This is a genomic window from Cerasicoccus frondis (assembly GCA_031296915.1).
GTDB lineage: Bacteria > Verrucomicrobiota > Verrucomicrobiia > Opitutales > Cerasicoccaceae > Cerasicoccus > Cerasicoccus frondis.
This window is the reverse complement of the sequence record JAVDPC010000001.1, coordinates 117,168-142,801: the sequence shown is the minus strand read 5'-3', so window position 1 is coordinate 142,801 and position 25,634 is coordinate 117,168. Positions and strand designations below refer to the sequence as shown.

At 54.7% G+C, this 25,634-nt stretch carries 23 protein-coding genes; 10 read left to right on the top strand and 13 right to left on the bottom strand.

The features are described 5' to 3' along the window. Nucleotides 1-65 precede the first annotated feature (65 nt). Nucleotides 66-602, bottom strand: coding sequence for a helix-turn-helix domain-containing protein (locus RBB63_RS00615; protein WP_309380045.1), 537 nt, complete (start codon nt 600-602; stop codon nt 66-68). A 433-nt stretch (nt 603-1,035) separates the two neighbouring features. After that, on the bottom strand, nt 1,036-1,185 hold the full coding sequence (locus RBB63_RS00610; protein ID WP_309380043.1) for a hypothetical protein: 150 nt from the start codon (nt 1,183-1,185) through the stop codon (nt 1,036-1,038). An 8-nt stretch (nt 1,186-1,193) separates the two neighbouring features. On the opposite strand from RBB63_RS00610, the gene RBB63_RS00605 reads away from it, so the two are divergent. Further along, nucleotides 1,194-1,349, top strand: a complete 156-nt coding sequence (locus tag RBB63_RS00605) for a hypothetical protein (protein WP_309380042.1) — start codon at nt 1,194-1,196, stop codon at nt 1,347-1,349. Between the two features lie 164 nt (nt 1,350-1,513). After that, nucleotides 1,514-3,499 carry an autotransporter outer membrane beta-barrel domain-containing protein gene (locus tag RBB63_RS00600; RefSeq protein WP_309380040.1) on the top strand — a complete coding sequence of 662 codons (1,986 nt, stop codon included), beginning with the start codon at nt 1,514-1,516 and terminating at the stop codon, nt 3,497-3,499. A gap of 15 nt (nt 3,500-3,514) precedes the next feature. On the opposite strand, the gene RBB63_RS00595 is transcribed toward RBB63_RS00600, so the two are convergent. Beyond that, nucleotides 3,515-5,467 carry an NAD(+) synthase gene (locus RBB63_RS00595; RefSeq protein ID WP_309380038.1) on the bottom strand — a complete coding sequence of 651 codons (1,953 nt, stop codon included), beginning with the start codon at nt 5,465-5,467 and terminating at the stop codon, nt 3,515-3,517. A gap of 26 nt (nt 5,468-5,493) precedes the next feature. Here RBB63_RS00595 and RBB63_RS00590 point away from each other — a divergent pair, with 26 nt between their 5' ends. The 3 genes from RBB63_RS00590 to RBB63_RS00580 all read left to right on the top strand — a co-directional run bounded on the left by RBB63_RS00590 (nt 5,494) and on the right by RBB63_RS00580 (nt 9,663). Beyond that, complete coding sequence (locus RBB63_RS00590; protein WP_309380036.1) at nt 5,494-6,462, top strand: hypothetical protein; 969 nt, start codon at nt 5,494-5,496, stop codon at nt 6,460-6,462. Between the two features lie 267 nt (nt 6,463-6,729). Beyond that, nucleotides 6,730-8,802 carry an ATP-dependent DNA helicase gene (locus RBB63_RS00585; RefSeq protein ID WP_309380034.1) on the top strand — a complete coding sequence of 691 codons (2,073 nt, stop codon included), beginning with the start codon at nt 6,730-6,732 and terminating at the stop codon, nt 8,800-8,802. Nucleotides 8,803-8,925: 123 nt separating this feature from the next. Beyond that, nucleotides 8,926-9,663, top strand: coding sequence for a PP2C family protein-serine/threonine phosphatase (locus RBB63_RS00580; protein ID WP_309380032.1), 738 nt, complete (start codon nt 8,926-8,928; stop codon nt 9,661-9,663). 136 nt (nt 9,664-9,799) lie between these two features. Here RBB63_RS00580 and RBB63_RS00575 read toward each other — a convergent pair whose 3' ends face one another. From RBB63_RS00575 to RBB63_RS23615, 9 genes are all read right to left on the bottom strand, one after another. After that, nucleotides 9,800-10,414 (bottom strand): FKBP-type peptidyl-prolyl cis-trans isomerase, encoded by a 615-nt coding sequence (locus RBB63_RS00575; RefSeq protein WP_309380030.1) that lies wholly within the window; start codon nt 10,412-10,414, stop codon nt 9,800-9,802. Between the two features lie 175 nt (nt 10,415-10,589). Further along, nucleotides 10,590-11,243: an HAD family hydrolase gene (locus tag RBB63_RS00570; protein ID WP_309380029.1), complete on the bottom strand. Its 654-nt coding sequence runs from the start codon at nt 11,241-11,243 to the stop codon at nt 10,590-10,592. Nucleotides 11,244-11,359: 116 nt separating this feature from the next. Continuing rightward, a complete protein-coding gene (locus RBB63_RS00565; protein ID WP_309380027.1) occupies nt 11,360-16,276 on the bottom strand; it encodes a beta-1,3-glucanase family protein in 4,917 nt (1,638 codons plus the stop codon). Nucleotides 16,277-16,446: 170 nt separating this feature from the next. Continuing rightward, entirely contained in the window at nt 16,447-17,427 is a 981-nt protein-coding gene (locus tag RBB63_RS00560) for a thiamine-phosphate kinase (protein ID WP_309380025.1), read from the bottom strand. An 8-nt stretch (nt 17,428-17,435) separates the two neighbouring features. Then, nucleotides 17,436-18,299, bottom strand: coding sequence for a CPBP family intramembrane glutamic endopeptidase (locus tag RBB63_RS00555; protein ID WP_309380023.1), 864 nt, complete (start codon nt 18,297-18,299; stop codon nt 17,436-17,438). Between the two features lie 3 nt (nt 18,300-18,302). Beyond that, a complete protein-coding gene (locus tag RBB63_RS00550; protein WP_309380021.1) occupies nt 18,303-19,586 on the bottom strand; it encodes a dihydroorotase in 1,284 nt (427 codons plus the stop codon). After that, the gene (locus RBB63_RS00545; RefSeq protein WP_309380019.1) at nt 19,583-20,536 is read right to left on the bottom strand and encodes an aspartate carbamoyltransferase catalytic subunit; all 954 of its coding nucleotides are present in this window, start codon (nt 20,534-20,536) and stop codon (nt 19,583-19,585) included. Before RBB63_RS00545 ends, RBB63_RS00550 begins: the two co-directional genes overlap by 4 nt. Further along, the gene (locus tag RBB63_RS00540; RefSeq protein ID WP_309380017.1) at nt 20,533-21,072 is read right to left on the bottom strand and encodes a bifunctional pyr operon transcriptional regulator/uracil phosphoribosyltransferase PyrR; all 540 of its coding nucleotides are present in this window, start codon (nt 21,070-21,072) and stop codon (nt 20,533-20,535) included. The genes RBB63_RS00545 and RBB63_RS00540 overlap by 4 nt, the downstream gene beginning before the upstream one ends. A 114-nt stretch (nt 21,073-21,186) precedes the next feature. Further along, a complete protein-coding gene (locus tag RBB63_RS23615; protein WP_425503854.1) occupies nt 21,187-21,348 on the bottom strand; it encodes a glycosyltransferase in 162 nt (53 codons plus the stop codon). Between the two features lie 85 nt (nt 21,349-21,433). Between RBB63_RS23615 and RBB63_RS00535 the strand changes: the two genes are divergently transcribed. Next, entirely contained in the window at nt 21,434-21,934 is a 501-nt protein-coding gene (locus RBB63_RS00535) for an NYN domain-containing protein (RefSeq protein ID WP_309380015.1), read from the top strand. A 45-nt stretch (nt 21,935-21,979) separates the two neighbouring features. After that, on the top strand, nt 21,980-22,426 hold the full coding sequence (trxC, locus tag RBB63_RS00530; protein WP_309380013.1) for a thioredoxin TrxC: 447 nt from the start codon (nt 21,980-21,982) through the stop codon (nt 22,424-22,426). 80 nt (nt 22,427-22,506) lie between these two features. Here trxC and RBB63_RS00525 read toward each other — a convergent pair whose 3' ends face one another. Then, nucleotides 22,507-22,881: a hypothetical protein gene (locus RBB63_RS00525; protein WP_309380011.1), complete on the bottom strand. Its 375-nt coding sequence runs from the start codon at nt 22,879-22,881 to the stop codon at nt 22,507-22,509. Nucleotides 22,882-23,203: 322 nt separating this feature from the next. Between RBB63_RS00525 and RBB63_RS00520 the strand changes: the two genes are divergently transcribed. From RBB63_RS00520 to RBB63_RS00510, 3 genes are read left to right on the top strand one after another with little or no spacing between them, the layout of a single operon-like run. Then, nucleotides 23,204-24,370 carry a SpoIIE family protein phosphatase gene (locus RBB63_RS00520; protein ID WP_309380009.1) on the top strand — a complete coding sequence of 389 codons (1,167 nt, stop codon included), beginning with the start codon at nt 23,204-23,206 and terminating at the stop codon, nt 24,368-24,370. Nucleotides 24,371-24,402: 32 nt separating this feature from the next. After that, the gene (locus tag RBB63_RS00515; RefSeq protein ID WP_309380007.1) at nt 24,403-24,828 is read left to right on the top strand and encodes an ATP-binding protein; all 426 of its coding nucleotides are present in this window, start codon (nt 24,403-24,405) and stop codon (nt 24,826-24,828) included. 2 nt (nt 24,829-24,830) lie between these two features. Continuing rightward, nucleotides 24,831-25,634, top strand: a complete 804-nt coding sequence (locus tag RBB63_RS00510; RefSeq protein WP_309380005.1) for an enoyl-ACP reductase FabI — start codon at nt 24,831-24,833, stop codon at nt 25,632-25,634.

Here is a 25,634-nt window from a genome sequence, read left to right as displayed (position 1 = left end):
GGCGCAAAAAACTCAAAATTGAAGGTGGAAAGTTTTGTGTGTTTTGTGCTTCTTCGCGGCTATTCTTAAAAGCGGTGGGATTTGTTGAGGTGGATGATGGTGATTTCGCTGTCGTCGAGGATCTCGTAGGTGTGCTCCAGAGCGGCGTCGAATTTGAGCGCTTGGCCGGGCTCAAGGAGGTGCTTCTCGCGGGGGAGGTTGATCTGCAACTTGCCGGACTTGAGCCAGCAGATTTCAAAGTCGTCGCCGTGGGCCTCGGGCTTGGAAAGCTGTGCGCCGGCCTTGGCGGTGGCGTGGTAGCACTGGATACCCTTGAAGTCGACGCGGTCGAAGTCGAAGGGGCCGGAAATGTAGCTCTCCTGATCCTTCTTCGTGGCGGAGCAGGATTCGGCGAGGTTGAGCAGGTCTGTCGCGGAGAGGCCAAACACCCGCGCGAGGCGGTACAGGGTGTCCAGCTCGATCATGTTCTGGTTACGCTCTAGCTTGGACAGACCGGCAATGGTGATGCCGCAGAGCTTGGAAACGTCCTCCAGCGTCATGCCGGCGCGCTTGCGCATATCGCGGACGACGGAGAAATCGAGGGTGGTTTCGTTAGAGGCCATGGTAAATGCAACTAAGGAGTAAAAAAGCAGCTTAAATTTATTTTTCAAGCTAAATAATGAGCCGTTTTTGCGCGCAACGAAAATATTCGGCTGTTTTTAGTGCCCACGAGTAAATCCATGCGACGGATCGCCGGTGGTCCATCTCACACCAGAGCAGGGAGGTGTGCTCAAAGTCAGTCGGTGGTTGGTTTGGCACAACTAACTGTGTTGCAATAACCTACGCCCGGTTGTCGGTCATTACGTCCGTGGACGTAAGGGGTCTACGTCCCGGGACGTAACTATGCTACGCCCACCGACGTATGACGGCTACGTCCATGGACGTAGCATGCAACATAGCAGGGGATGTCACTGCGACATCCGGACGTAAGTTAACCCAACAACCGGTTGGGTATGGGCCACAAGGCTGTCCGTTATTGATTGGACAGCCTTAGCCTTAGCGTGCCTGCAAGCGGACTTTGCCCAGCTCGACTTTGCGCGATTCGTCCATCACGAACGTTACGTGCTTGAGCGGGACGTCCTCATCGGCCTGGACGAGGATATTGGGCTTGTTTTCCTGACGCGCGGCCTCCCAGCTCTTATACATACGTTTCCTTGGTCGCACATCAGCTTACGCTGCGCATCCGACCATGCGGCGCTCCCAGCGCTTCGTGGCTGCGCGTGGCGCCAGGCCCAGCCAAAGTAGCTATCGAGCAAGTAGCAGGCAAGAAACAGGTCCGCCGCGCCAACGAAGATCCCGTTGTCGAATAAATTGCAGGTAGGACTCGGAGAGGTAGAGATCGGGCATCCCACTATTCGATGCGGTGGCGAGTGCGAATGTAAGGATAGCTAGTTATATATCGAGTTTTTACGTTGATATAGGCTAAGAATGTTATTGTATTGAAAACGTATAAAATATTAATTTGTTATTAATCATGAAAGCCATCTCAACGATTTTACGTAAGGAACTATTTATTGGAGTAGTTGCCTTTTTCACGCTGAATACTCATGCTGACACCACTATTGGAAACGATACGGAAGCGACTATTATCAAAGGCACTTCGATAACTTTTGAAGGTCCGGCGGTTGCGGATCTTGGTGTTGAGCATCAGAAGGAGGCTTTTTCGCTAAGTGGCAGCTCCAGCACGTATTATCCGGTCTACTTTGAAATGTCTGGCAACGGAGGAAGTCCGAATAATCGGCCCATTCAGGAATTAATCATTTCACAAACTGGCGCTGCTTCTAACTCACCGGAATTTAGATTGATAGCGCAATTTCGTTTCCAACCACACGGTTGGGGACATGGGCCGCGCTTTGCTGAGATGTTTATCAAAACTAAGAGCACCAACACTGCTACCGATTACTTGGTCGCCGATTTTCAGGAAACAACGTATGCAGCTGGTATTGTTGTTTGGTTACAAGGAGGCCGAAGCTATAGTTTCTCGAGCCCAACCTACATCACCGAATACATTGAAAATTCTGATGGCGCTCTTGGTGGCACTACTGGCGAGATCATTATCGATAATGGAGAGACATATTCTCCTCGGACGGATGTTGCAGATGGGATTATCAACAATGGACGGGTTTACCGCACGCCAATCTCGTTTCAGGATTCTTCTGGAAATCCTTCTGTAATCATAGACCCAGAGACGGGAATTATTACCGCAAGCGAAGTCATTATTGATGGCCCTGATAATAAATTTGTATTTCAGGACTCCTCAGCCACAGGCAATGCCTCAATCGAAGTTGGAAGCGGTAATCCAATTATTCAGATTACTGGCACCAATTTGGCCTTTGGCCATAACGCGGGCAATGCATCGGTAGTCACTGGAACTGGTAATGTTTCATTGGGCAGCAATGCTGGTTCTAATTTTGGAACAAATTCAAGTGACGTCGCAATTGGTTTAAACAGTCAATCTGTGAGGACATCTGGTGGTGGGAATGTTGCCATTGGCGTTGACTCAATGAAAGATGCGGACATCGGATCAGACAGCGTGGCGATTGGCGATCGTACGCTGCGTTTCTATGAGGGCGACTTTTCTGTGGCCATTGGGCATGTGGCGCTATCAAACTACGTAGGCCCAAGTGATTTCCTTGTAGCATTAGGTAAAGATGCAATGGCCATGAGTGGTACGGGCACGAATCCCGATCCTGCCGGTAGCCCATTGACTCCTGGAGCTCTGAATGCGAGTGCAGCTTTGGGATATCGCGCGCTATGGCATATTAATGATGGATTGCAGAACACTGCAGTTGGAAGTAATGCTGGGGTTAATTTTACTAGCGGAAATTACAATGCATTTATGGGGAATCACTCTGGTGCTACCCTCTATACAGGAGGTCATAATACTTTTATTGGCCCTTTTTCTGCGTCTAATCTTACGACGGGCAGCCGAAATATTGCTATTGGTGAGAATACGATTATGCCCGATTCTGAAGGTAGCGATCAGCTAAACATTGGAAATACGATTTACGGGGATTTGGCCAACGGACAAATCGGTATCGGCGTTACAGATCCAGTTTCAGCGCTTCAAGTTGCAGGAAATGTTAATGTGGGGTATTCTGGTGAGAACATTGATCGTTCAATACTCATTCACGGTAGTGCTGGGGGAAAAACTGGGGTGATCGAAATGAAAGCTGCAGAGTTTACTATCAGAGGTTCAGTCTCATATCAGAAGTTGAGATTAGGAGGTGATAACAGCGTATTTAATAACATCTATTTTGATATAACAGGCGATAATCCGACTAATCTTGGAGAATACAAGTTTAGGGCCAATGGAACCGATTTACTGGTGCTTGATGGAGATACTGGTAACATGGATGTGAGCGGCAAACTCACCGCCAGTGATCTCGAAGTAGCGGGAGCTATTACGCTTGCACAACCAGCCGGAGATATATCGATGGGTGTATTTGGTGCGCAGTAAATTCAAGGGTCCCAATCACGCTTCCCAAGCTTCCACTTCTTCCAGCCAGAGCTTGCTGACGGCGTCGCTGGGCATGCGCCAGTCGCCGCGGGGGGAGAGGGAGACGGTGCCGACCTTGGGGCCGTCGGGGACGCAGCTACGCTTGAATTGTTGCGAGAAGAAGCGCCAGTAGAAGGTCCGCAGCCAGTGCTTAATCGTGGCTAAGTCATAGGCGCCGTCGAAGGCGTGCGTGGCCAGGAAGAGCACCTTGCTCGGGCGGTAGCCGAAGCGCGTGATGTAATACAGGAAGAAGTCGTGGAGCTCGTAGGGGCCGACGCTTTCCTCAGTCTTTTGGGCGAGCTGGCCTTCGTCGTCGAGCGGCAGGAGCTCGGGCGTGATCGGTGTGTCGGCGATGTCGTGGAGCAGGTCCTTGGCGACGTCTGCGTAGCGCTGGTCTGCGCACCAGTCGACGATGTAGCGGACGAGGGTCTTGGGCACGCCGATGTTCACGTGATACATCGAAATGTGGTCGCCGGCGTAGGTGCACCAACCGAGCGCGGCCTCGGAGAGATCGCCTGTGCCGAGGACGAAGCCGCCGACCTGGTTCGCCACGTCCATCAGGATTTGCGTGCGCTCGCGGGCCTGGGTGTTTTCGTAAACGACGTTGTGCTCGGACTCGTCGTGGCCGATGTCGGCAAAGTGTTGGCGGCAGGCGGCGTCGATGGAAATGGTGCGCAGCTCGGCGCCGAGGACTTCGATCAGCTGGGTGGCGTTGTTCTTGGTGCGCGTGGTGGTGCCAAAGCCCGGCATGGTGATCGAGACAATGCCGCTGCGGTCGAGGCCGAGCTTGTCAAAGGCGTCGACGGCCACGAGGAGCGCGAGCGTCGAGTCGAGCCCGCCGGAGATGCCGACCACGAGCTTTTTCGCGCCGGTGTGGCGGAGGCGCTTGGCGAGGCCGGTGGACTGGATGGCGAAGATTTCCTGGCAGCGGTCGGCGCGGCGCGCGAGGTCGCTGGGCACGAAGGGGTGGCGTTTCACGCGGCGCTGGAGGGGCAGGGGGCTGTCGCCGTCAAACGGCGCGGCGCGGATCACGCGGTATTCACTGCCGACGAGGCTCTCGGTGAAGCTGCTGTTGCGCAGGCGGTCCTGGTTGAGGTGGTCGAGGTCGATGTCGGCGACCAAACTTTGCGTTGCAAAGTTAAAGCGCTCGGTTTCGCCGAGCAGGTGGCCGCCTTCGGCAATGAGGCAATGGCCGCTGTAAACGACGTCGGTGCTCGACTCGCCGGGGCCGGCGCTCGAATAAAGGTAGGCGCTGTAGGTGCGCGCGGATTGCTGCGCCACGAGGCTGCGGCGGTAGTCGGCCTTGCCGAGTAGCTCATTGCTCGCCGAAGGGTTGACGATCACGTTGGCGCCCGCGAGGGCGAGCTTGCTGCTGGGCGGCTGAACGCTCCACAGGTCTTCGCAAATTTCGACGCCGACCACGCATGGCGTTTCGCCGCCTAGGTCGAAGAGCAGGTCTACGCCGAAGGGCACGTCGTCGCCCTCGATTTCCACGATGTCGGCCAGCGTCTCGGTGGCCGCGGCAAACCAGCGTTGCTCGTAGAACTCGCCGTAGTTCGGCAAATGGGTCTTGGGCACGAGGCCGAGTATTTCCCCGCCGGCAATGACGGCCGCCACGTTGTAGAGGCGGTTCTGGCTGGCGATGGGCAGGCCGACGACGATGGCAGTGGGCAGCTTGACGCTTTCGGCGCGGAGGTGGCTCAGGGCCTTGAGCGCGGCGGCGCGGAGGGCGGAGTCGTAGAACAGATCGGCGCAGGTGTAGCCCGTGAGGCAGAGCTCGGGGAACACGGCGAGGCGCACGCCGGAGTCGGCCAGCTGACGCCATTCGGCGATGATGGCGTCGCGGTTAAAGGTGACGTCGGCCACGCGCAGCTCGGGCGAGACGGTGGCGACGCGACAAAATCCATGCTTTTCTAGTTGGTTGGACACTGTTATAGCTGGCTGTAAATTAATTGATGAAGTTACTCAAAAAACACGGAAATTCGGTGTTTGTCCATAGTCTGTGGCGGACGGCGAACACATATTTTCTGGGTAAATTCTCGGGTTTGGATGAGACGATGGTATTCGCCGAACCCTTTAATTATCAACTGTCTATTGTCGACGAATCGATCTGCGCTGCAAGCGAAGATGATGGCGTAGGGCTGAGCGCTTATCGAGGGCTCGTGGATGCGCGGTCCAAGATTGGCGGCGTGGGCATTCAGTTTTATGACATCCGCTACGCGCTCAACTTCTGGTTTGATCATAAAGACCACGGGCAATTGCGCTACATTCAGAGCCTGATCGATTACGCTGCGGACAGGGATAAAGCGGCAGTGCTGGGCTTTGTGCGTTCACTGGGTCGATTGCCGCTTTTGCGTGAAATGAGCGGGGTCCACATTATGCTGATGCGTGATCCGTTTGACCTCTTTTGGTCGAATTACTTAAAGCTGCGCGATGAAGACACCTCGTTTTTCGCCCTGCAATACGTGATGCTGGCGACGCTTTGCCGCGAAGTTCCCGCTCTTGAAGCCCTGGCAATGAAGCATAATTTGCCGAAGCTAAAAATTAAGGGAGCGCACGACACTTTTACGGAAGCATATGCGCAAATGCGTTCTATTTGCTCAGATAATATCGAGCTGTTGCGTGAGTCCTTTATTCTGGTTTACCTGCTGTCTTATGGCGCGGCGATGACGCATGCGGATCTTGTGATCAACGTGGATCGCCTGTCGGTTGACGCTGCTTATCAGGCGCGCCTCAGTGAGCTGATAGCGGACCGGACGGGGCATGAACTCGATTTCAGCGACTGTGCTTGCACCCGCTACGCTGAGCCCGGCCCGCGCATGGAGTTTTACGAAACCTACCGAGCCGAACAATGCACGCTGGAGGACTCCAAGCAGGCGCGTTGGCTCAGCGGCGGACGGTTGATTGATTCGCTGTTGGCGTAGGGGCAGGCGAATTATTTAACCACGAAGAGCACGAAGGACACGAAGTTGGATATTGGTTTTCTACCACAGAGACGTGGAGAAGCAGAGGAAGAATTAAAAAACACCGCATCTTTGCGCCACTGTGGGAAACTATTTTTCGTCCTGTAGGGGCTTCGGGTCCTTCGTGCACTTCGTGGTTAAACAGCGTTTGGCTGGAAATTGGATTTTTGCTCATTGGAGAGGTTTTCCTTGGCCTTGGGGCGGGGATGCCTGAGACTGCCTTGCTGAATGATATCCTTTCGGGAAAATGCGGAGGCGCCCAGCGCTGCTGAATACGCGGGGGCGCTGGTCAAGGCCTGCGACCATGTGTTTGCGCCCGATGGTTGGCTTGCTGAGAATCTCGATCTGGAGCATCGTCCACAACAGGAGGCCATGGCGCAGGCGGTCATTCGGAACTTTATCAGCAACCGCTCACTGCTTTTCGAAGCGGGGACGGGCGTGGGGAAATCCATGGCCTACCTCGTGCCGGGCATCATGCGCGCAGTGCTGGCGAAGCGGCCGTTTTTGGTGTCCACGCACACGATCGCGCTGCAGCAGCAGTTGCTGAACAGCGACATCCCGCTCGTGCGTTATCTGTTTCAGCAGACGCCCGAGTTGGCGGACTACCGGAATTTCAAAGCGACGCTGCTCGTGGGGCGGGGCAATTACCTGTGTGGGCATCGCTTGGCGCGGGCCATCGCCACGAAGAGCGATTTGTTTGGCGGACCGCAGGTGGAGGACCTGCAGCGCATCGCGGAGTGGTCGACCGTGACCAAGGCCGGGCTGCGCGACGAGCTAACCCCGACGCCGGACCCTGAAGTCTGGGAGTGGGTGAACGCCGATTCCTCCTCATGCAACAAGAAGAATTGTACGCCCGACACCTGCTTTTATCGCAAGGCACAGCAGGCGCGGCGCGAGTCGCAGCTCGTGGTGATGAACCATAGCTTGCTGTTCAGCCTGATTGCTGCAGGTCTGGCTCCGGGGGATGGTGTGGGCGTACTCTATCCTGAGGATTATCTGGTGCTCGATGAGGCGCACACCGTGCCCAGTATCGCGACGGATCACTACGGGCTGGGGATTAGCAGCTACGGCATCGACCGTGCGCTGAAGCTGCTCTACAATCCTACCCGCAAAAAGGGCAAGGGTTTGCTATCGAAGGTGGGGACTACTCAAGAGCAACGCGCTGTGACCGAGGCTTTGGAGGCGAGTGAAGGGTTTTTCAATGACCTGCGTTCGCGCTTACTGCGCCGCCGGGACATTGTGCGCTTGCATGAGCCGAATTGGGCGGAGCCGGTGCTGCATCGACCGTTGGGACGAGTCGTTGATCGTCTGGGCATGCTTCGTGCGAACGTCAAAGACGACAACTTGAAGGACGAACTGGGCGACCACCGTCGCCGTCTACACGAAATGTTGACGGGTATGCAGCACGCGCTGGAGCTGAAGCACAGCGAGCATCATGTCTACTGGCTCGAATTGGCAGGGCGGAAAAAGAGCATCGTGCAGATCCGTTCGGCGCCGCTTGATGTAGCTGAAGCATTACGGAAGACGTTGTTTGATCGTGGGACTTCGGTCGTGATGACCAGCGCGACCCTAGCCAGTGGCGGTGACATGAGCCCTTTTGCGCGCCGTGCGGGCGCGGATACCGAGGATTTTTCAGTCGAAAGTTCGCCCTTTGACTTTGAGAGCAAACTTCAGATTTACATCGCCGAAGACGCACCCACGCCAAGTCGAGGTGAAGGCTCGTTGGATCATAAGTTCATGCAGGAAAACATAGCCGCGTGTGTGGACCGTGTTGTAGGAGGCACGCTAGTTTTGTTCACGAGCTACGCGGATTTACGCGCGATGGGCGACGCGCTGGGGCGGCATTTTCACAAAGCTGGCCGGGAACTGCTGATGCAAGGGCAGGGGCTTTCGCGAGCGGAGATTAAGGAGCGGTTCATGGAGGCGGGCAATGCGGTTCTTTTCGGAACGGAGAGTTTCTGGACGGGCTTTGATGCGCCGGGGGACGCGTTGTCACAGGTCATCATTACGCGCCTACCGTTTGACGTGCCGACGCATCCGGTGTTGGAAGCGCGCGCAGAGTGGATTCGGGAGCGTGGGGGCAGTCCGTTTGCTGAAATGACCTTACCCGATGCGATCATGCGCTTTCGCCAAGGGGTGGGGCGACTTTTGCGGAAAAAGACTGATCGTGGGCGGCTAATTATTCTCGATAGTCGGATATTGCATAAGGAGTATGGCCGATATTTCCTAGGCGCCTTGCCTAAACGTGAATACGTGCGTTATTCGCGCGAAACCCGGGATGATTTGCTAAAAATCTCGTAACACCCTTATTAAAGATGTGTAATCTCAACATTAGAAACTTCAGCGGCTTTACATTTGGTCGATAATCGTCTATAAGATTGATTTTAAACACATTGTGCGACCACTGCTGCCCGTGTTTTAACTATGTCTACATCTGTATCCAGCTTTTCTATTCGTGCGTTTGGGCAGACCGATCAAGGTCTCATGCGTAGTGAAAATGAAGACAGTTATTATGTATCAGAGGCGCATCAATTGTTTGCAGTTGCGGATGGATTGGGCGGTTTACCCGAGGGCTCAGTAGCGTCTGGTCTCGCGACGAGGGTGATCGATGAGTTTCTCGCGGACTTGGCTCCGGGCGAGGCCGTTGATTACGCGCGTCTGTTTGAGAAGGTGAATACGCGCGTTTTTGAAAAGGGCCGTACAATCAGCGCCGATATGGGCATTGGCACCACGCTGACTATTGCACAGTTCCTCCAGGATCGTTTTCGCATCGGCCACGTGGGCGATACCGGTCTCGTTGTCTTTGGCCCGGATTCCTGGCGTCAAGTAACACGTGACCACACGATGGCCCAGGATATGTTGGACCGTCTACGGCCCGGCGAGCATGCGTATATCCCGGAATATTTCTCGCATACGTTGACGCGTTGCATTGGTCAACTGGCGACGATCAAGGTCGATACCTATGAGGACATCATTACGCCTGGTGAACGCGCGTTACTTTTCTCAGATGGTGTAACCAAGACCATGGAAATGGACGAAGTACATGAGAAGATTCTGAAATCCGCCTCGCCGAAAGAGCTGGTTAACGAAATCATCGAGACCGCTAATTATCGCGGAGGCCCGGACAATGTCACTGCGATTGCGGTCTACTTCGACGAGTAAGCTAAAGTAGCACTGGCGTCTCGCCTGTGTTGTTTCAATAAGCTGGAGTCGGGGTAAGTCAGGTGAGACGCCTGTGCTACGACAACAAAAAGGCGGCCCCACTGGAGCCGCCTTTTAAAGTAACCGGATACTCGGATTAGGAGCCGGGATTAACTTCGATCATTTCGACTTCGAAGATCAAAGTGCCGTTCGGCGGGATCTGGCTGCCTTGTGGCGGGCGTGGGCCATAGCCTAGGTTACCAGGAATGTAGAGCTTCACTTTGCCGCCTGCACCCACGAGGCGAACACCTTCGCCGAAGCCAGGCACAACGCCAGCAACCGGGAACGTAGCGGGTTGACCGCGCTTGTAAGAGCTATCGAATACAGTGCCATCGATCAAGCTGCCCTTGTAGTTGACTTTCACTGAGTCAGCTTCACCTGCTTTAGTGGCGTCGCCTTCCTCGATGATTTCGTAGTAGAGGCCGCTTGGGCTTTGCTTGACATTCGGGTTCTTCGCCAATTCTTCAAAAAAGCTCTTTGTTTCAGCTTCTTGAATGCTGTTGAAGCGCGTTTGCAGGTATTGCTGCACTTGCATGGCGGCGGCTTGCTTGTCTTCCGGGCCTCCTTCGTTATTGAGCGCATTTTTGACGCCAGTGAGGAATGCTTCCTTCTCGGAGTCATTCAGTTCCAGCTTCTGCGTGCTTTCAGCGACGAACCAGCCAAAGTTTTCCAGAGTTTCCATATTATCATTGCTTGCTGCGTCCTCTGCCATTGCGAATAGGGGCAAAGAGAGCAGGGTGGCGGCTGCGAGGGGACGTAGGTGCTTTAGTATCATAAGCGGGCGATATTTGTTAATACGGCGGGGAGGTCAATGGAATTCCCCTGTCCGTTTTCGGGTTAATTGTAGGGGTAAGAGAGGCGACAGGCTGTTTTGTTCCCGGAAAAATCTATCTGACGAGGTCCAACATCGCTTCGTAATCAAGCTCATTCAGGCGGTAAACCTGCATGTGGGCCGCGCCTAAATCTTCGATTGGGTTCGTGGTCGCGACAGCGACGACTTTCATGCCGCCGCGGAGGCCGGCCTCGATGCCGTAGTGGGCGTCTTCAAAGACCAGGCAGTGTGCGGGGTCACGTTTGATTTTCTGTGCTCCTAGGAGGAACACTTCAGGGTCTGGCTTGCCGTGCGTGACGTCTTCTGCGGAGACAATCCCGTCGAAATACTCACGCACGCCGAGCGCGTCCATGATGGTTTCTACGTTGATGCGGGGCGTGGAGGTGCCGACGACGCAGGGAATTTCCTGTTCATTGAGGAATTTGAGCAGTGCGTGGACGCCGGGCAGGGCTTCGATGCCTTCCCTTTTAATGATTTCCCGGTAGAGTTCTTCTTTGCGGAAGCTAAGAGCTTTGATTTCGTCCGTATCTTGTGTCCAATTCAGCAAATTGGGGATGATGTATTCGTTTTTCCGCCCAAAACCCTTTTTGAAATGATCTTCGGGTAGGAAGAATTCTTTTTCTGCCGCCAGGAGTTCCCAGCTACGCTCATGCGCCGATGAGGAATCAATCACCACGCCGTCCCAATCAAAGATCGCTCCAATATTCATGGTCAATGAGCTAGCAACGCCAGTGGCAAAGCGCTACCTAAAAACGGTCGCGTGTTAAATTACCCGGCAATATGGCTGAGTAAAGCTGTTGGCAGGTGGGGATGCCTGCTGACCGCTTATTCGGAATAGGACAGGTTTAGCTTGAGGAAGAGTTGTGTGTCGTCGTCATTTATAGGTACGCGTGCGGTGCGCAGGATATAGCTGCCCATATCGACGTCTGCTTCATAATAGACATCGAGGTCATACCAATTTTCCATATCAACTGACCAGACAACTTGGTCGGCCACGTCTACGACTCCCTTGCTGACCTTGTATTGCATCAGCATGTCCGTGTAGCCAAGGATACTGGGATCGGGCGCAATGCCTACGAGTTCGAAGGCCGTATTACTGCCAGGATTGCCCACAGTGGGATTATAGCCATGGAAATACTCCTCCAAATTGGTGAAGTGGTCCGAGTCTTGGTCAGCCGATGGGTGGATTTCAGTTAGACCTGGGTATAGCCCTAGCCAATCCAGATAAGTCCTGGTGCTCCCTGCTCCACCACCGGAGATCGGCGACACCGCATAAAAGGCTTTGAGCGGTTCAGGATTAAAGGCGATCGTCGCATTGCCAGTTTCAGACGAAGTGATCGTGCCGCCAGATACGGAGACTGGCCCACTGCTGCCATGCAGTGTGGAGTCGCTGGAAAACTGATATCCATTGGTTTCGGTGATTAATGGAATCGACAGGATGTTCTGAAAGGCAGTCTGGGAAGTTCCACCTGCGGTTGAGGAATAGGTGACCTTCAGTGCGTATTGATTATTGTCGCCGATGACGCCAGTCAGCTCCGTGTCAGTCCAGCTGGTAGCCTTGGGGCCACTGTTCTGGTAGTTCATCGTGCCTGCCACGCTGCCGGTAGCGTCGGTCACCGTTGCAGATACGTAAGAGAAGTCATCGGGTGGGGAAATGGTCACCAATGGGCCCGTGTAGCCGCTTCCGGTGTTTTGCATAGTAACGCCCGTAAGCGCCCCGGTCGAAGTTATCGAATTCGGGTCGATCACAGCCACCGCGCCGTTCCCATAGGGGCTTTGAATAGTGATGGTCAAGTCCTGTGTCGTCGTGTAACCTGCTCCAGCATCCGTTAGCAGCACTTCGGCGAGAACCCCGCCCACGACAACGGGCACCGCAGTTGCTTGAACAGAGGTGATGCCGCTAATGCCAGCAGGTGTAGGCATTTCAACTTTCGGCAGTGAGTAGCCACTGCCTCCGCTGACTTTGGTGTAGCCGATCACACTGCCATTGGCAATGTTGGCGGTGTAGCTGGCGCCACTACCAAGGGACTGAGTCACGCTCTGGGTTGGCGAGCTTGTGTAGCCACTGCCGGGGACGGTTATTATCGGGATGTTGAGGGCGCCGCCGTTGACGCTGTAGTAAACTTTGCCATTCCCGCCAAAATCGGCAGACGGGTTGTCCAGATAGCCGGACCCCTGGTCGGTTATTAAAACGCCGAGAATGTTCTTTTCCGAGTCCACTACCAATGTGCCACTAGCGCTGGTGTTACTTTGGCCGCCAGAACCTTGGCTGATGGTCACCGTCGTGCCGTTGGTATAGTTAGTTGGATCGGGATTCGTGGGGCTTTGAGTATATACCCCTAAAACTTTGCCGCCCTCAATGACCGGCAGCAGCGTTGCGACGTCCACCCCTCCGATTTGGGCCGTGGCTGAAGTGTAACCGGAACCGGGCGAGGTCGCGGGCGCTGCGGCGATGACGCCATTGCCGACGGACAAGGTGGCGCTGGTGGTCGTTGGTAGCGTTGTCGTTCCATCTTTGAAGCTTACGGTAGGCACGCTTGATGGATTAAATGGACCGCCATTGGTTACGAAGACATAAGCGCTGATCTGTCCATTGGCGACCAACGGCTGGATTGAATAGCCTGCGGCGGTCGTGTCGCTAATGACAACGGTGGGAATCGTTGTTAGTTGAGTCGTGAAAACGGGCAGAGATAAACCAGAAATGTAAGCGTCGCTGCTGGGCGTGCCATAGCTGTTTACGGTCGCCGTCGCCGTGCCGCCGCTGGCGCCGCCGGAAATAGTGACAGTGGGCGCCGTTTGATAGCCGAATCCGGCGCTGGTTGGGAATATCGAGTCGATTTCACCAGCGTCTGACACCGTTAGCCCGGCAGTTGCCATGGCGGTGGGAATCCAGCTGAAATTCTGTTGAAAGGTGACGGTGCTGCTGGTCGTCGCTTCAGTGCTGGAGGTTCCGGTCAATGTGCTGGCTTGGATTGCTTGAGCAGGAGTAAAAACAGTTTTGCTGCTGTCACTTGTCTGCTTCCCGAGGGCTGAGACTTCGATGGTGTAAGTCCAGTCTGAAACCAAAGGGGACGTAATGCTGGTGGATATGACTGCTCCATTGCCCACCCGGCTGGCGATTTGCACCGTGGGTTCGCTCTCATAGCTGCTGCCTCCGTGGATGAGGTTCACGCCCACGATTACGCCGTCCACAATGACTGGCTCAGCAAGGGCGCCATTGCCGCCTCCACCACTGACAGTGATTTGAGTGCTGCTGGGATCATAACCGGAACCGCCATTGACGACTTCAAAAGAGGACACCTGTTTGCCGAGCGTGTAACTCGTGGCCGTGCTGGCGAGGGTCACGTCATCAATGCCTTGCGGGTATTTTACGGAAACCTTGTAGCCCGTTACTGTGTAGTTGGTCGTGTGGGGCACTGCGTTCCATTGGATTGCGATAGTGTCGTCGGTGGTGGAGGTCACCCATGGTTTGGGTGAGTCGAGGCGCTCATCCGGCAGAATCGTGATGCGCATGATGTATGTTTTATCCGTGGGCAAGGTCAGCAGGGGGGAGGGACCGCTGCGGTCACTGAAGGCAAATCCATAAGCGTCGCTGCTGTTATACATGATGGCCGCCCACGGATTATAGTACCCATCATTGGAGGTCAGTTTACCCGTTGTGGTCGAGGGAGACGGAGTGCTGGTCCGTGCGCCCCCGAAAGGATAGGCAATGGGCGCTGCGGAGTACCAGCGAACGCTGGTGTCGTCCCAGACCCCATTGAGGTACCCGAAATTTAAAGCGGCCAGGACATCGCGAACGATTGCGCCGTAGACAATGTTGGTGTCTTTGTTCAGGTCCGAGTTGCTGATGCCTGCAACGGAAAATGATTCGCTGCTGAGCGTCGCGCCGTAGATGAAGAAATCACCACTTTGCTTGTTTTTCCCCTGAGAAGGGCCGCTTTGATAGACAGGCGGGGTAATTTCGACAGTGGTCCCGTCCGGGTAACCCGTTCCACCGCCACTGACGGAGATGCTGCTAACTGCGCCATTGCTAACAGTTGCAGTCGCGGTAGCGGCCGATACGCCAGCAGTGTCTGCGATAGTGATGATCGGAGAGGAAAAACCTGAGCCGCCATCAATTACGTTAACGCCAGTGACTTTACCGCTGGTTGCGTCCACCACCAGTTCACAGGATGCGTCTGTGCCGCTAGAAGGGCTGATGGTAAAGGTCGCGCCATAATCGCTGCTGGTGTAACCTGTGCCTCCACTGGTAATGTAAAAATAGCCCAAGCTGCCATCGGCAGTTGCAGAAGCGACTGCTGTAGCGGTTGTCCCGCTGCCGGACGATGGTGCTGGCAGAGAAATCGATGGCATGCTGTATGTCGCATTGGCATTGTTGTTTGCAGTGATGCTTTGGATCGCACCTCCATCTTCAGTGAGGGTTGCTGTGCCGGTTGCCTGGTCTTTGGCGGCTACGCCGGATTGAACGAACTCAATGGTCAGGTTTTCTGACTTGGTGTAACCTTCACCGCCATTGATGAGGTACACATTAGAAATGCTGCCGCTCGTTACATCGGCGACCGCAATGGCGCCACTGCCGCGAGGATACTGGAAACTCACGGTAGGCGGCGAAGAAGTGTCATAGCCTGCGCCGTTATTAGTGATGTCGACTGACTGAATCACGCCTCCGCTCACCGAGGCCGTACCTTGGGCTTGCAGGATGTTAGGAAAATTGACCGTGACCTTGGCGTTCGATGGAATAGAAAACGAGAAAGGCGCCCCATCATGTGTGCCAGACACGACTGAAGGCGCGGGATAGGTGATGCCAGGATTGTCCGTATCGCCTAATATTGCTTGATAGCCACCGTTGCCATCTGACTGAATTTTACACGGATAGAAGTAGTTGCTGCCATTGGCGTTGCTGCTGACGGTGAAGGTGTAGCTGCTGTCCGAAAGCTCTTTCAAGTAGCTGAGAAAGCTCGGGTAGGGGGCGGGAGCGCCAGCTTTGCTCGCCACCTGATTGGGGCCCAAGGCTCGCACAAACTCAGACATGCCATCCGTGGAGGCCCAGCCGGGCTCCGGCAAGTTATCGTTGCCCAGTTTAAAGAGCGCGTTCTCAGCGCCGTAAGTGGCGAAGTCCTGAAGAATCGATTCAGTCGATTTATAATATGTGCGCGTCCCCAGCACCTCGTTGGTGTCGGGGTCGATTAACTCCAGTTGCATCGGCATACTGAAGGCGTCGATGCTGGTTAAGTCTGCGCCGCTAACGATGGCTGTATTGTAGGTAAACTCACACAGATCGAAGCGGAAATTGCTGGTGACGTCGCTGGGGTTGGCGTTGTTAATATAGGTATACGGCAATTCGCCTGAACCATCATTGAAAAACGTATAAAAGCCGCCTGAGCCAATCGAGATGATGTCGAATCCGTAAACGGTTCGGCTCTCCCCGGTAAACTGAGAGGTGATTGTTTTATTGCTGCCGCTATCCTGAATGACTGGCAGGAAGTCGACTGGGAGTGGCGTTACCGCGTTGGTCGCGTTGTCCGCATGCGCGATGGCCAATTGGCCTCCATCGACGGTGACGTTCAGGGCGTCGCCATTGGCCTCCTTGCCAACGAGCATGACGTAGGGAGGGTGCGTAAAGCCGGTATCGTTAACAACTTCGACTTGTAGGTGGGTCACAGCGGTTGTTGCTGCATTTGCTAATGTGCTGATGGCGCCGATGGCGGCAAGCAGGCTCATGCGTTGAGTAGAAAAGTGCATGTACGTCTATGAGTAGGGTTTCGTTATGCCGTAAGCTATGCTGAGGTGGCCATTATCGTAATTAAGACGCGTGAGAACAAGGAATATTCCCTAGTCGTGTCTCGGGCATACCTCAAAATCGATGAATATTAGTGCGCTTAATCCCCCGATGGCGGGCCATGAAATGTGCACTAAGCCTTGAAGTGCTGGAAAGCGCTCAGGTCGATCAATTGACCAGTTGCGGCGTTCAGCAGCTTCCTGTTCTGGTCATCGGAGGCTTCGGCCAAAGTTCCGATCAAAGTCAGAGGAATGTCGTGAGCCTTCGCCCACTCACCAATCATCAGCGCCGGATCGACTTCACGGTCAAGGATGATGAGTAACTCGTAGTCCTCACCATCACATAGCGCGTGCTCCAGTGCGGACTTTCCGGATACTGCCGCCAAGTTTTTTGCCGCCGAGCTAATCGGGAGCTCATCCAGTTTGAGCAAGGCGCAGGCCCCATTGGGTAACAGTGCTGGCAAATCTTTTGCCAAACCGTCGGTCACGTCGATCATGGCCTTGACGACATTCTGTTCGCCGAACCATTGCCCTTCACGAAGCCGCGGCAGAAAAGTCTTCTCCTTGCCATGCCTGGTGCCGCCCAGCTCGCCAGTGACCAGAATGTGATCCCCAGCTTGCTGCCCGCCCTGTCGGCGGATTGCACGTGTGGCGCTGCCCATCAAGGTCAGGTGCGAGCCAAAGAAATCACGGGCGCCGCCGCGGGTTACATCACCGCCAACGATCAGGAAATAGTTGTGAATCGCCGTTTCGCGAATGCCGACGTAAAAACGCTCCAGCCAGCTAACGCTCACATTATCAGCCAGCGTCAGGGCGATGACGGCGCCAGCGGGCGCGCCACCCATGGCGGCAATGTCGCTCAAATTGCGTTTGACGAGTTTGGCGCCGGCTTCTTCGGGGGTGAAGGTGTCATCGAAATGCTCATTCCAGATCAGCGCGTCAACGGTGGTAATGATCGTGCCAACGTCGCCGGAATCCATCACCGCGCAATCATCGCCAATGCCGAAGGGGGGGGGAGGCGAGATCGGCTCCATCCACTCGGTGATTTTTTCGATCAGGCGCACTTCGCCCAAATGGGCGATCTGATCTTCAGGTTGTTCGGTAAATGGTGTCACGTGCGTAGTTAGGAAATGGCGTCCAGATCTGGGGCGAGAAAGATGATCATAATCGTATTCGCATTAAAGACTGCGTGCAGGCAAATGGGCACCAGTATGTTTGCGTTTTTTTCATATGCCCAACACAAGATCATGCCAAGCAGGAATAATGGCGCCGCGGCGAGCCAATTGAAGTGGATCAGCGAAAAGATGCCCGCGCTGACCACCATGGCGACCACCATGGGCATCCGCCCCTTGAGGTAGCGATAGATGAACCCACGAAAAAGTAACTCTTCACTGATGGGCGCCACGATTACTGCCAGCGCGATGAGGCTCAGTGTCGCGAATGAAGTTTCGCTACTCGTAAACAAATCAACTTGCGCCTGTCGCTCCAGCGAAAAATTGAAGCCATGTTCATTGAGCAAGATCAGCACTTGCTCCCAACCGGTGCTCGCTAGCCCAATGATTGGGAACGCGGCCAGAAACATGATCACGGCACGCAGCAGCGCTTGGTGAAAAGGCAATTGGTTGACGATTAATGTGAGCGGCGTTTCGACTAGCTTGATCTCATTCCACTCGCGAAGCGGCCGGTAAAACAAGAGCGCCATCAGCAGGAGAATCGAGCCATGTGCGGCGTAGCCGATGGCTGTAACACGCCAAGGGTCGAGTGCTGGGTTATTTGCCCAGTCTTTGGTCGCTTCGGCGGCGATCAGGCTGCTCATGAAATACAAGGCAATCGCCAGAGCAAGCAGCTCTAGGAACTTGATGAACGTGATATTCCAAGCGAGCAGGGGAGGCTGCCGGTAAGTTCCCAGGTCCCGCACCTCTTTGATCAGACAGGCAATGCCAGCTAAAAAAAGGAAAATAAGGTATGGGGTGATGAGCGATTCCACTGCTTAGTCGGCAAGTGAATATGCCAGGCGTCCTTCCGAGTAGGTCGCTTGGACTGCGCCGCGTAGGGTCAGGCCCAGCCAAGGAGAATTATGCGACAGACTGGCCAAGTTCTGCCGCGAAACTTCCCAGGTCTCCTCCGGGTTGAAAATGGTGATGTCCGCAGGAGCGCCGACGCTCAAAGTGCCACGGTCGAGCCCGAGAATGTTGGCAGGCTTGCAGGTCATCAGGGCAATCAACTTTGGCAGGTCGAGGAGTTGAGAGCGCACCAGCGTATCCAGGCAAACGGAGAGCGCAGTTTCGAGGCCATTCATGCCAAAGGGCGCGTAGTCGAATTCTTTATCCTTTTCGATCTCGGTGTGAGGCGCATGCGCCGTGGAAATGCAGTCGATCGTGCCGTCCTGCAGCCCCTCGATGAGCGCCTGGCGATCCATTTCGGTCCGCAGTGGCGGGACTACCTTAAAGTGGGTGCTGTAATCTTTGAGCGCTGCTTCGGTAAGCGATAAGTGATGTGGCGTCGCCTCGCAGGTTATCTTCAATCCGCGTTGTTTGGCGCGGCGAATAATGTCCACCGAATAGCCTGATGAAATGTGCTGCAAATGGATATGCGCGCCATAATGCGCGGCCAAAACGACGTTGCGCGAGACCATGATGTCTTCGGCTGCCCGTGGCATGCCGCGCAAACCGAGTCGGAGCGACCAGACGCCTTCGTTCATGACGCAACCATCGGTCTGGGTAATGTCTTCGCAGTGATCCATCACAACCAAGCCAAACATCGCGGCATACTCCACGCCGCGCCGCATGATTTCGTTGTTCTGAACGCAATGGCCACCGTCGGTAATCGCCACAGCGCCAGCGCTTTTTAACGAACCGATTGGCGCAAGCGCCTTACCTTCGCGATTCTGAGTCAGGCAGCCTGTGGGCAGCACGTTGATGACTGCGTCCCGGTGAATCAGGTCCACTACCTGACGAATGGCGCCAACGGTGTCCGTTGGCGGCTTGGTGTTCGACATGGCGACGACGGTGGTGAAGCCACCCTTGGCCGCCGCGCGGCTGCCGGAGGCAATCGTTTCCTTGTGCCGGTCTCCAGGCTCACGTAGGTGGCAATGCAGATCAACGAAACCGGGGCAAACCACGCAGTCTTTGGCGTCGTAGACTGTGGCGTCGTCCTTCTGTTGCTGGCTCAGCGAGTCGACGATTTTGCCGTCCACGGCGTAGACGTCGCCTTGGGCGTCGCGGTTGTTGGCGGGGTCGATGACGCGACCGTTTTTGATCCAAAGTATGCTCATGCGGAACGTTTTTTCGCTGCGTAGGAGGCGCAAAGGTAAAGCACGGCCATGCGGACAACGATGCCGTTGGTGACTTGTTCGAGGATGACGGACCGGCCTGAATCGGCGAGCTTGGAGTCTAGCTCGACACCGCGATTGATCGGCCCTGGGTGCATGATGATGGCGTCATCTTTAAGCCATTTTTCTCGCTTTTCATTCAGGCCAAACATACTCGTGTACTCGCCCAGAGATGGGAAGTGGGTGGAAGACTGGCGCTCGTGCTGAATGCGCAGAAGCATGACCGCATCGGCGTCGTGCAGGGCTTCCTTCAGATCGTGGATCACCTTGACTCCGAAGTGTTCGAAATCGTGAGGCACTAGAGTGGAAGGGCCCGCCAGCGTGACTTCAACCCCCAGCTTGCGCAGCGCCCAGATGTTGGACCTCGCCACGCGGCTGAAGAGGATGTCGCCCAAAATCGTGACTTTTTTGCCCGTCAGGTCTTTGCCCAGTTTTTCGCGTAAGGTAAAGGTATCCAGAAGAGCCTGTGTCGGGTGCTCGTGAGCGCCGTCGCCCGCATTGATGACCGGGATGTCGATCTGGCGTGATAGGTAGCGCGCCGAACCAGCGGCGGAGTGCCGCATAATGATGATATCGGCGCTGAGCGCTTCGATATTCTTGGCGGTGTCACGCAGGCTTTCACCTTTTACGAGGCTGCTGGCGTTGCCTGAAACGGTGAGCACATCGGCGCTCAGGCGGGTTGCGGCGACTTCGAAAGCCAAGCGCGTGCGGGTGCTCGGCTCCATGAAGAGATTGACGACTGTGTAACCGCGCAGCGTAGGCAGCTTCTTTTGGGAGCGGTTGAGCGTCGCCTTAAATTCTTCGGCCTTGGTGTAAATAATTTCGAGTTCCTCGCGGCTGAGCTCTTCAATTCCCACGAGGTCCTTGCGTTTCCACTCTGCTTCAGTGCTCATTGTTTGGGGGAAATAGTAATGCGATTGCGTGAATGATCCATTGGGTCGAGTTCGACGGAGACGCTTTGTGAGCCGTCGACGGTTTCGCAAAAGCCAGTGCTGTCAGTTTGAATCGGCAACTTGCGGCCACCGCGATCAAACAGAGCGACCAGGCGCACGCAGTCGGGGCGCCCTACATCGAATAATTCCGCCAGCGCCGCCCGCACGGAGCGGCCAGAGAATATGACATCGTCCGCCAGGAGCACCGTTTTGCCCTTGAGTTCGAAGGGCATGTTGGTGCGGTATTTTTCCGTGGGAATGGGATTAGTCGCCAAATCGTCTCGCTGAAAGGTAATGTTTAGCTGCCCAAATGGAATTTGCGCCCCATAGCGCTCGCTCAGACGTCGTGCGATTATTTCGCCGAAGGGGACGCCGCCATTGGCGATGCCGGCTACGATCAGGTCGCTCGGAGAGGGCGTGAAGGCCACAATGTCATCGACAACGCGCTCGATGGCGGCGTCGATCTTTTCCGGGCCGATGCAAACTTGGGTTTCCATTGGCGGCGAAGTTTGCAATGCCCCTAAGCGACGCGCAATGGTTTTTCGCACTAACTGACGAGAATATAGCGATCAATTTCGTCCAAGTAACATGCGCAATCGATTTGATACGTTTCAAGGGCTCCAACAGTAAGCAACAGGCACCTTTGGGGATAATGAATCGTCGTCGCCAATTAGGATTTCAAATGCCTGCTTATCCTGGCTGAACACAGAATTCAGGGCTTCCAGAAGCATTTCAGGACGCTCATAAGTCGGTATGCAAACGCTGATTTTCATCTAGTGGTTAGGGTCCCAATGCTCTATGCGTATTAGGTAGTTTTGGAGCGTTGCAAAATCAGGTTTGCACGGCAATGAATAATTAATGGCAGGGCAAAATCATTTGCTGATCGACGGCTACAATGTGATTCATCAGTGGCCTGAGTTTGCCGACCGCTTTAAGCGTGACCCAGCGGGCACCTGTGACCACTTGGTGGAATCGGTGCGTGTGATCCACGACGTGGACAACTACCGCGTGACGATTGTTTTCGATGGGCGTGGGGCGATGGTTGATGTGCAATTCCCCGGTGAAATCTCCACTTTTGCCGTGCTGTATTCGCCCAGTGATCTCTCGGCCGACGGTCTGATTGAGCAGATCGTGAAAAACGCCAAGAACCCGAAAACATGCACGGTGGTCAGCCGGGACAACTTGATCGCAGAATCCATTCGCGCCAGTGGAGGCTTTGCGATTCGTCCGGAGGAGCTGCTGGACTGGGTGCGACGCTGTGAGTCGCGCAGCCAACAGACTATCCGCCAGCGGCAGAAGCAGGTGAAGCAGCAGTGGAAGGAAACGAGCCCCTGGGATGCGCTTGATGGGCTGAAGTGAGCTTTGAGCTTTTCTTGCAGGCGCGCTTCGTTCAAAGATGCGGTTATGTCTACCGAGCCTGTTCAAATCGTCTGCCCAAGTTGCAACGCGATCAATCGCGCGCCTCAGGAGAAATTGGCCGCCGGTCCCAAATGTGGCAAATGCCAGGCGCCGCTTTTACCGGGAAAGCCAATTAACGCGACTGACGCAACATTCGGTCGCTATCTGGGCAAGTCTGGCCTGCCGGTAGTCGTGGATTTCTGGGCCGATTGGTGTGGCCCGTGCCAAATGTTTGCGCCGGACTATGCGGCGGTTGCAGCAGAAATGGCGACGGAGGCTGTATTCTTGAAGGTGGACACCGAGGCATGTCCGCAGACTGCCAGCCTGTTTCAGATTCGCTCGATTCCGACATTAATGCTTTTCTCGGGAGGCAACTTCGTCACCAAGCAACAGGGGGCGCTGCCCAAAGCGCAGTTCATTCAGTGGCTTCGCGGTCATACTTCTGGACGATAGCTCCTGAAATGCGTACACAAAAAACGGGTGGGTTGACGGCCCGCCCGTGTTTCCGCTAACTGAACTGAACCTTATTGAGGTCAGCCTTTGTTGTCTTTACTCCAGAAGAAGCACGTCCCCTTGGTCTCCAGTTGGAATACGGCGGCCTTGTAGAGGGGGAGGATGATGTGGTTAACGATCGCGAGTAGGTCCTCTTTGTTGTCGGCTTCTACTTCATAGGTTTCAATGTCGATGGTGGCGTTGCGTGGCTTGAAGTTGTCTGCAAGCAGCGTCCAGCGTGCATTGAAATCATCGGGTTCGCTGATTACGATGTTCAGCGGCACATTTGCTTCGTCGCACTTGGTGATGGGCCATTCGCCTAGATCGTCAACGCGGTCAACGATTTCAGCGAGTTCGGGTGACGTCTTGGGCTTGGGGGCCTGACGGGCTTTTGGTGTCTCGAGTGTTGCTGGCATGGTCTTGTTTGGTTTAGTTAGTTAACGGCGCTCAGCCGACAGGTATACAATCGTATGAAAGTGCTTCTGCGTCAAATGATTTTTGGTCAATTTTACGTGAAAAACTAGTAGCTAGGCCCTAAATATAGTAAATTCGTAAATGCCTAAGTCAATATGTTGTGGTATTAAGCACCCAACATGCCATTAGTGCACTATTTTAAAAATCAGTGCTATTCTGCACATTTTTCGAGTGGATGAGCCAATTTTTAGCGCTTTATCTGCTCAATTTGTGACTGAACGCTTGTGCTGGATGCGAAGGGCGCTATGGTGAGCGCATATTGCTATGAGTGAAGCCCTCGAAGCTGCGAAACAGGATTTTAAAATTAAGGTGCTGATGGTCGATGACCAGGGCATGGTTTGTGAGGCGGTGCGCCGGATGCTGGTGGACGAGCCGGGCATCGAATTCCACTCCACGACCGAGCCAACGAAAGCCATCGAGTCCGCCTTGCACATTCAACCTACGGTCATTCTGCAAGACCTGGTGATGCCAGACGTAGATGGTTTGACGTTGGTTAAATTTTACCGTGGCAAACCCGAGCTTCGCGACGTGCCAATCATCGTTCTATCTTCCAAGGAGGAAGCCGAAACGAAAAAGAAGGCCTTCGAACTCGGAGCGAACGATTACATGGTCAAGCTTCCCGACAAGCTGGAAGTTATTGCCCGCATTCGCTATCACTCTACGGGGTACATCCGCCTCTTGGAGCGTAATGCAGCGCAGGCCGCCTTGCAGGCTGAGCTGGATGAAGCTGCCCGCTACGTACAGTCTCTTTTTCCCGCCAAGCACGAAGACGACATCGTCAAGACAGACTGGGTGTTCATTGCGTCAACGGATCTTGCGGGCGACACCTTTGGTTACCACTGGCTCGACGACGAGCACTTCGCCATTTACCTCCTCGACGTTTGTGGCCATGGGGTAGGGGCGGCCTTACACTCCGTTTCGGCGATTAATGTCATGCGCGCTATGTCTTTGCCGGGAGTGGATTTCCATGATCCCGGCGCCGTGTTGGGCGGCCTCAATGAGGCTTTTGACATGGAGAAGCACAACGACATGTACTTCACCATGTGGTACGGCGTCTATAATAAGAGCACACGCGAAATGGTCTATAGCTCCGGCGGACACCCTGCGTCGGTCCTCGTTCGCGAGGGAGCAGAGCACCAGCGCCTGTCGACGCCAGGGATGATTGTCGGCGGTATGCCGGGCCTGACCTACATGACGGAAACCGTGAAAATCGAGCCCGGCGACAAACTGTATGTCTTCAGTGACGGCGTCTACGAAGTGGATTACAAGGATGGATCTGGCATGATGACTGACGACGAGTTTGCCATCGAGCTCGACAAGCCAGCTGGGGGCAAGTCCAAGGTTCAGGCCATGGTCGACTGGGTGCGCGCGGCGCAAGGTCGGGACGCCTTTGAAGACGATTACTCCCTCGTCGAAGTCATTTTCAAGTAAACGCCATCTCTCGACAACCCTGACACCTGCTGATGCATTTTACTTATCACAATGATTTGTCTGAGCTGGAAAAGCTGGCTGCAGACCTCGAAACTTTCGGCGACGAACACATGGTCAACCCGGCCGTGGTGCACGCCTTTAACCTGTGCCTGGACGAGATCCTGACCAACATCATTTCCTATGGATTTGAAGACGGTTCGGATCACCGTGTCGATCTCGATATCGAGATGCAAGACGACTTAGTCGTCGCAAAGATGACCGATAACGGGAAGGAATTCAACCCATTGACAGACGCCAAAGACCCGGATTTGGACGCGGCGATTGAAGACCGCGAAATTGGCGGCTTGGGCATTTTCTTTCTCAAGCAAATGATGGATGAGCTGGAATACGAACACGTCAATGGTTGCAATTGCCTGACGATGAAAAAGAAAAACGTCGCTCTACCCCTCGACGATTAATCATGTCTTTGTTGGATCTCAAAAACCGGCGCTACCTCGTGTTCGGCGTCGCCAATCGTAAGAGCGTGGCTTGGGCCATTGGCAAATCCCTGGAGGAGGAAGGGGCGGAAGTCGTTTACTCGGTTCGTTCCGAGTCGCGCAAGGAGTCCCTCGCCAAGCTGATGGCCGACCGCTCGGTTCACCTTTGTGATGTTGAGCGGGGGGAGGAAATTGCTGCGCTGGCTGAAGCCTTGAAGGAAGGGGGGGGGGCGCCGTTCGACGGCATCGTCCATTCCATTGCCTTTGCGAATTACAATAAGGGCATTCGCCCGTTTCACGAAACGGATCGTGAAGATTTCCTGCAGGCTACCGCGATTTCCAGTTTTTCGTTGGTGGAGATTGCCCGCGCGTTTAAGCCATTGCTCAAGCCGGATGCCTCAGTGGTGTCCATCGGCATATCCAGCCAGGTTTTGGCGGAGAATTACGGCTACATGTCGCCCATTAAGGCGGCGCTCGAAAGCACTTCGCGCTTTTTGGCGAAGTCCTTCAGCGCAGATTCACAAGTCCGCTTTAACACCGTCAACGCCGGGCCGCTCAAGACGAGCGCCAGTGCTGGCATACCCGGATACTTGGAGAATTATCTCTACGCTGAAAAGCTCACTTTGCGCGGCAAAGCAATCACCACGCAGGAAGTGGCGAATACCGCCGTGTTCCTGCTCAGCCCAATGAGCAGTGGCATCAACGCGCAGGGGATTGTTGTCAATCAAGGCATGGACTTGAACTACTTCCAGAAGGATGTTGTTCAGGCTTCAACGCGATTGGATTGA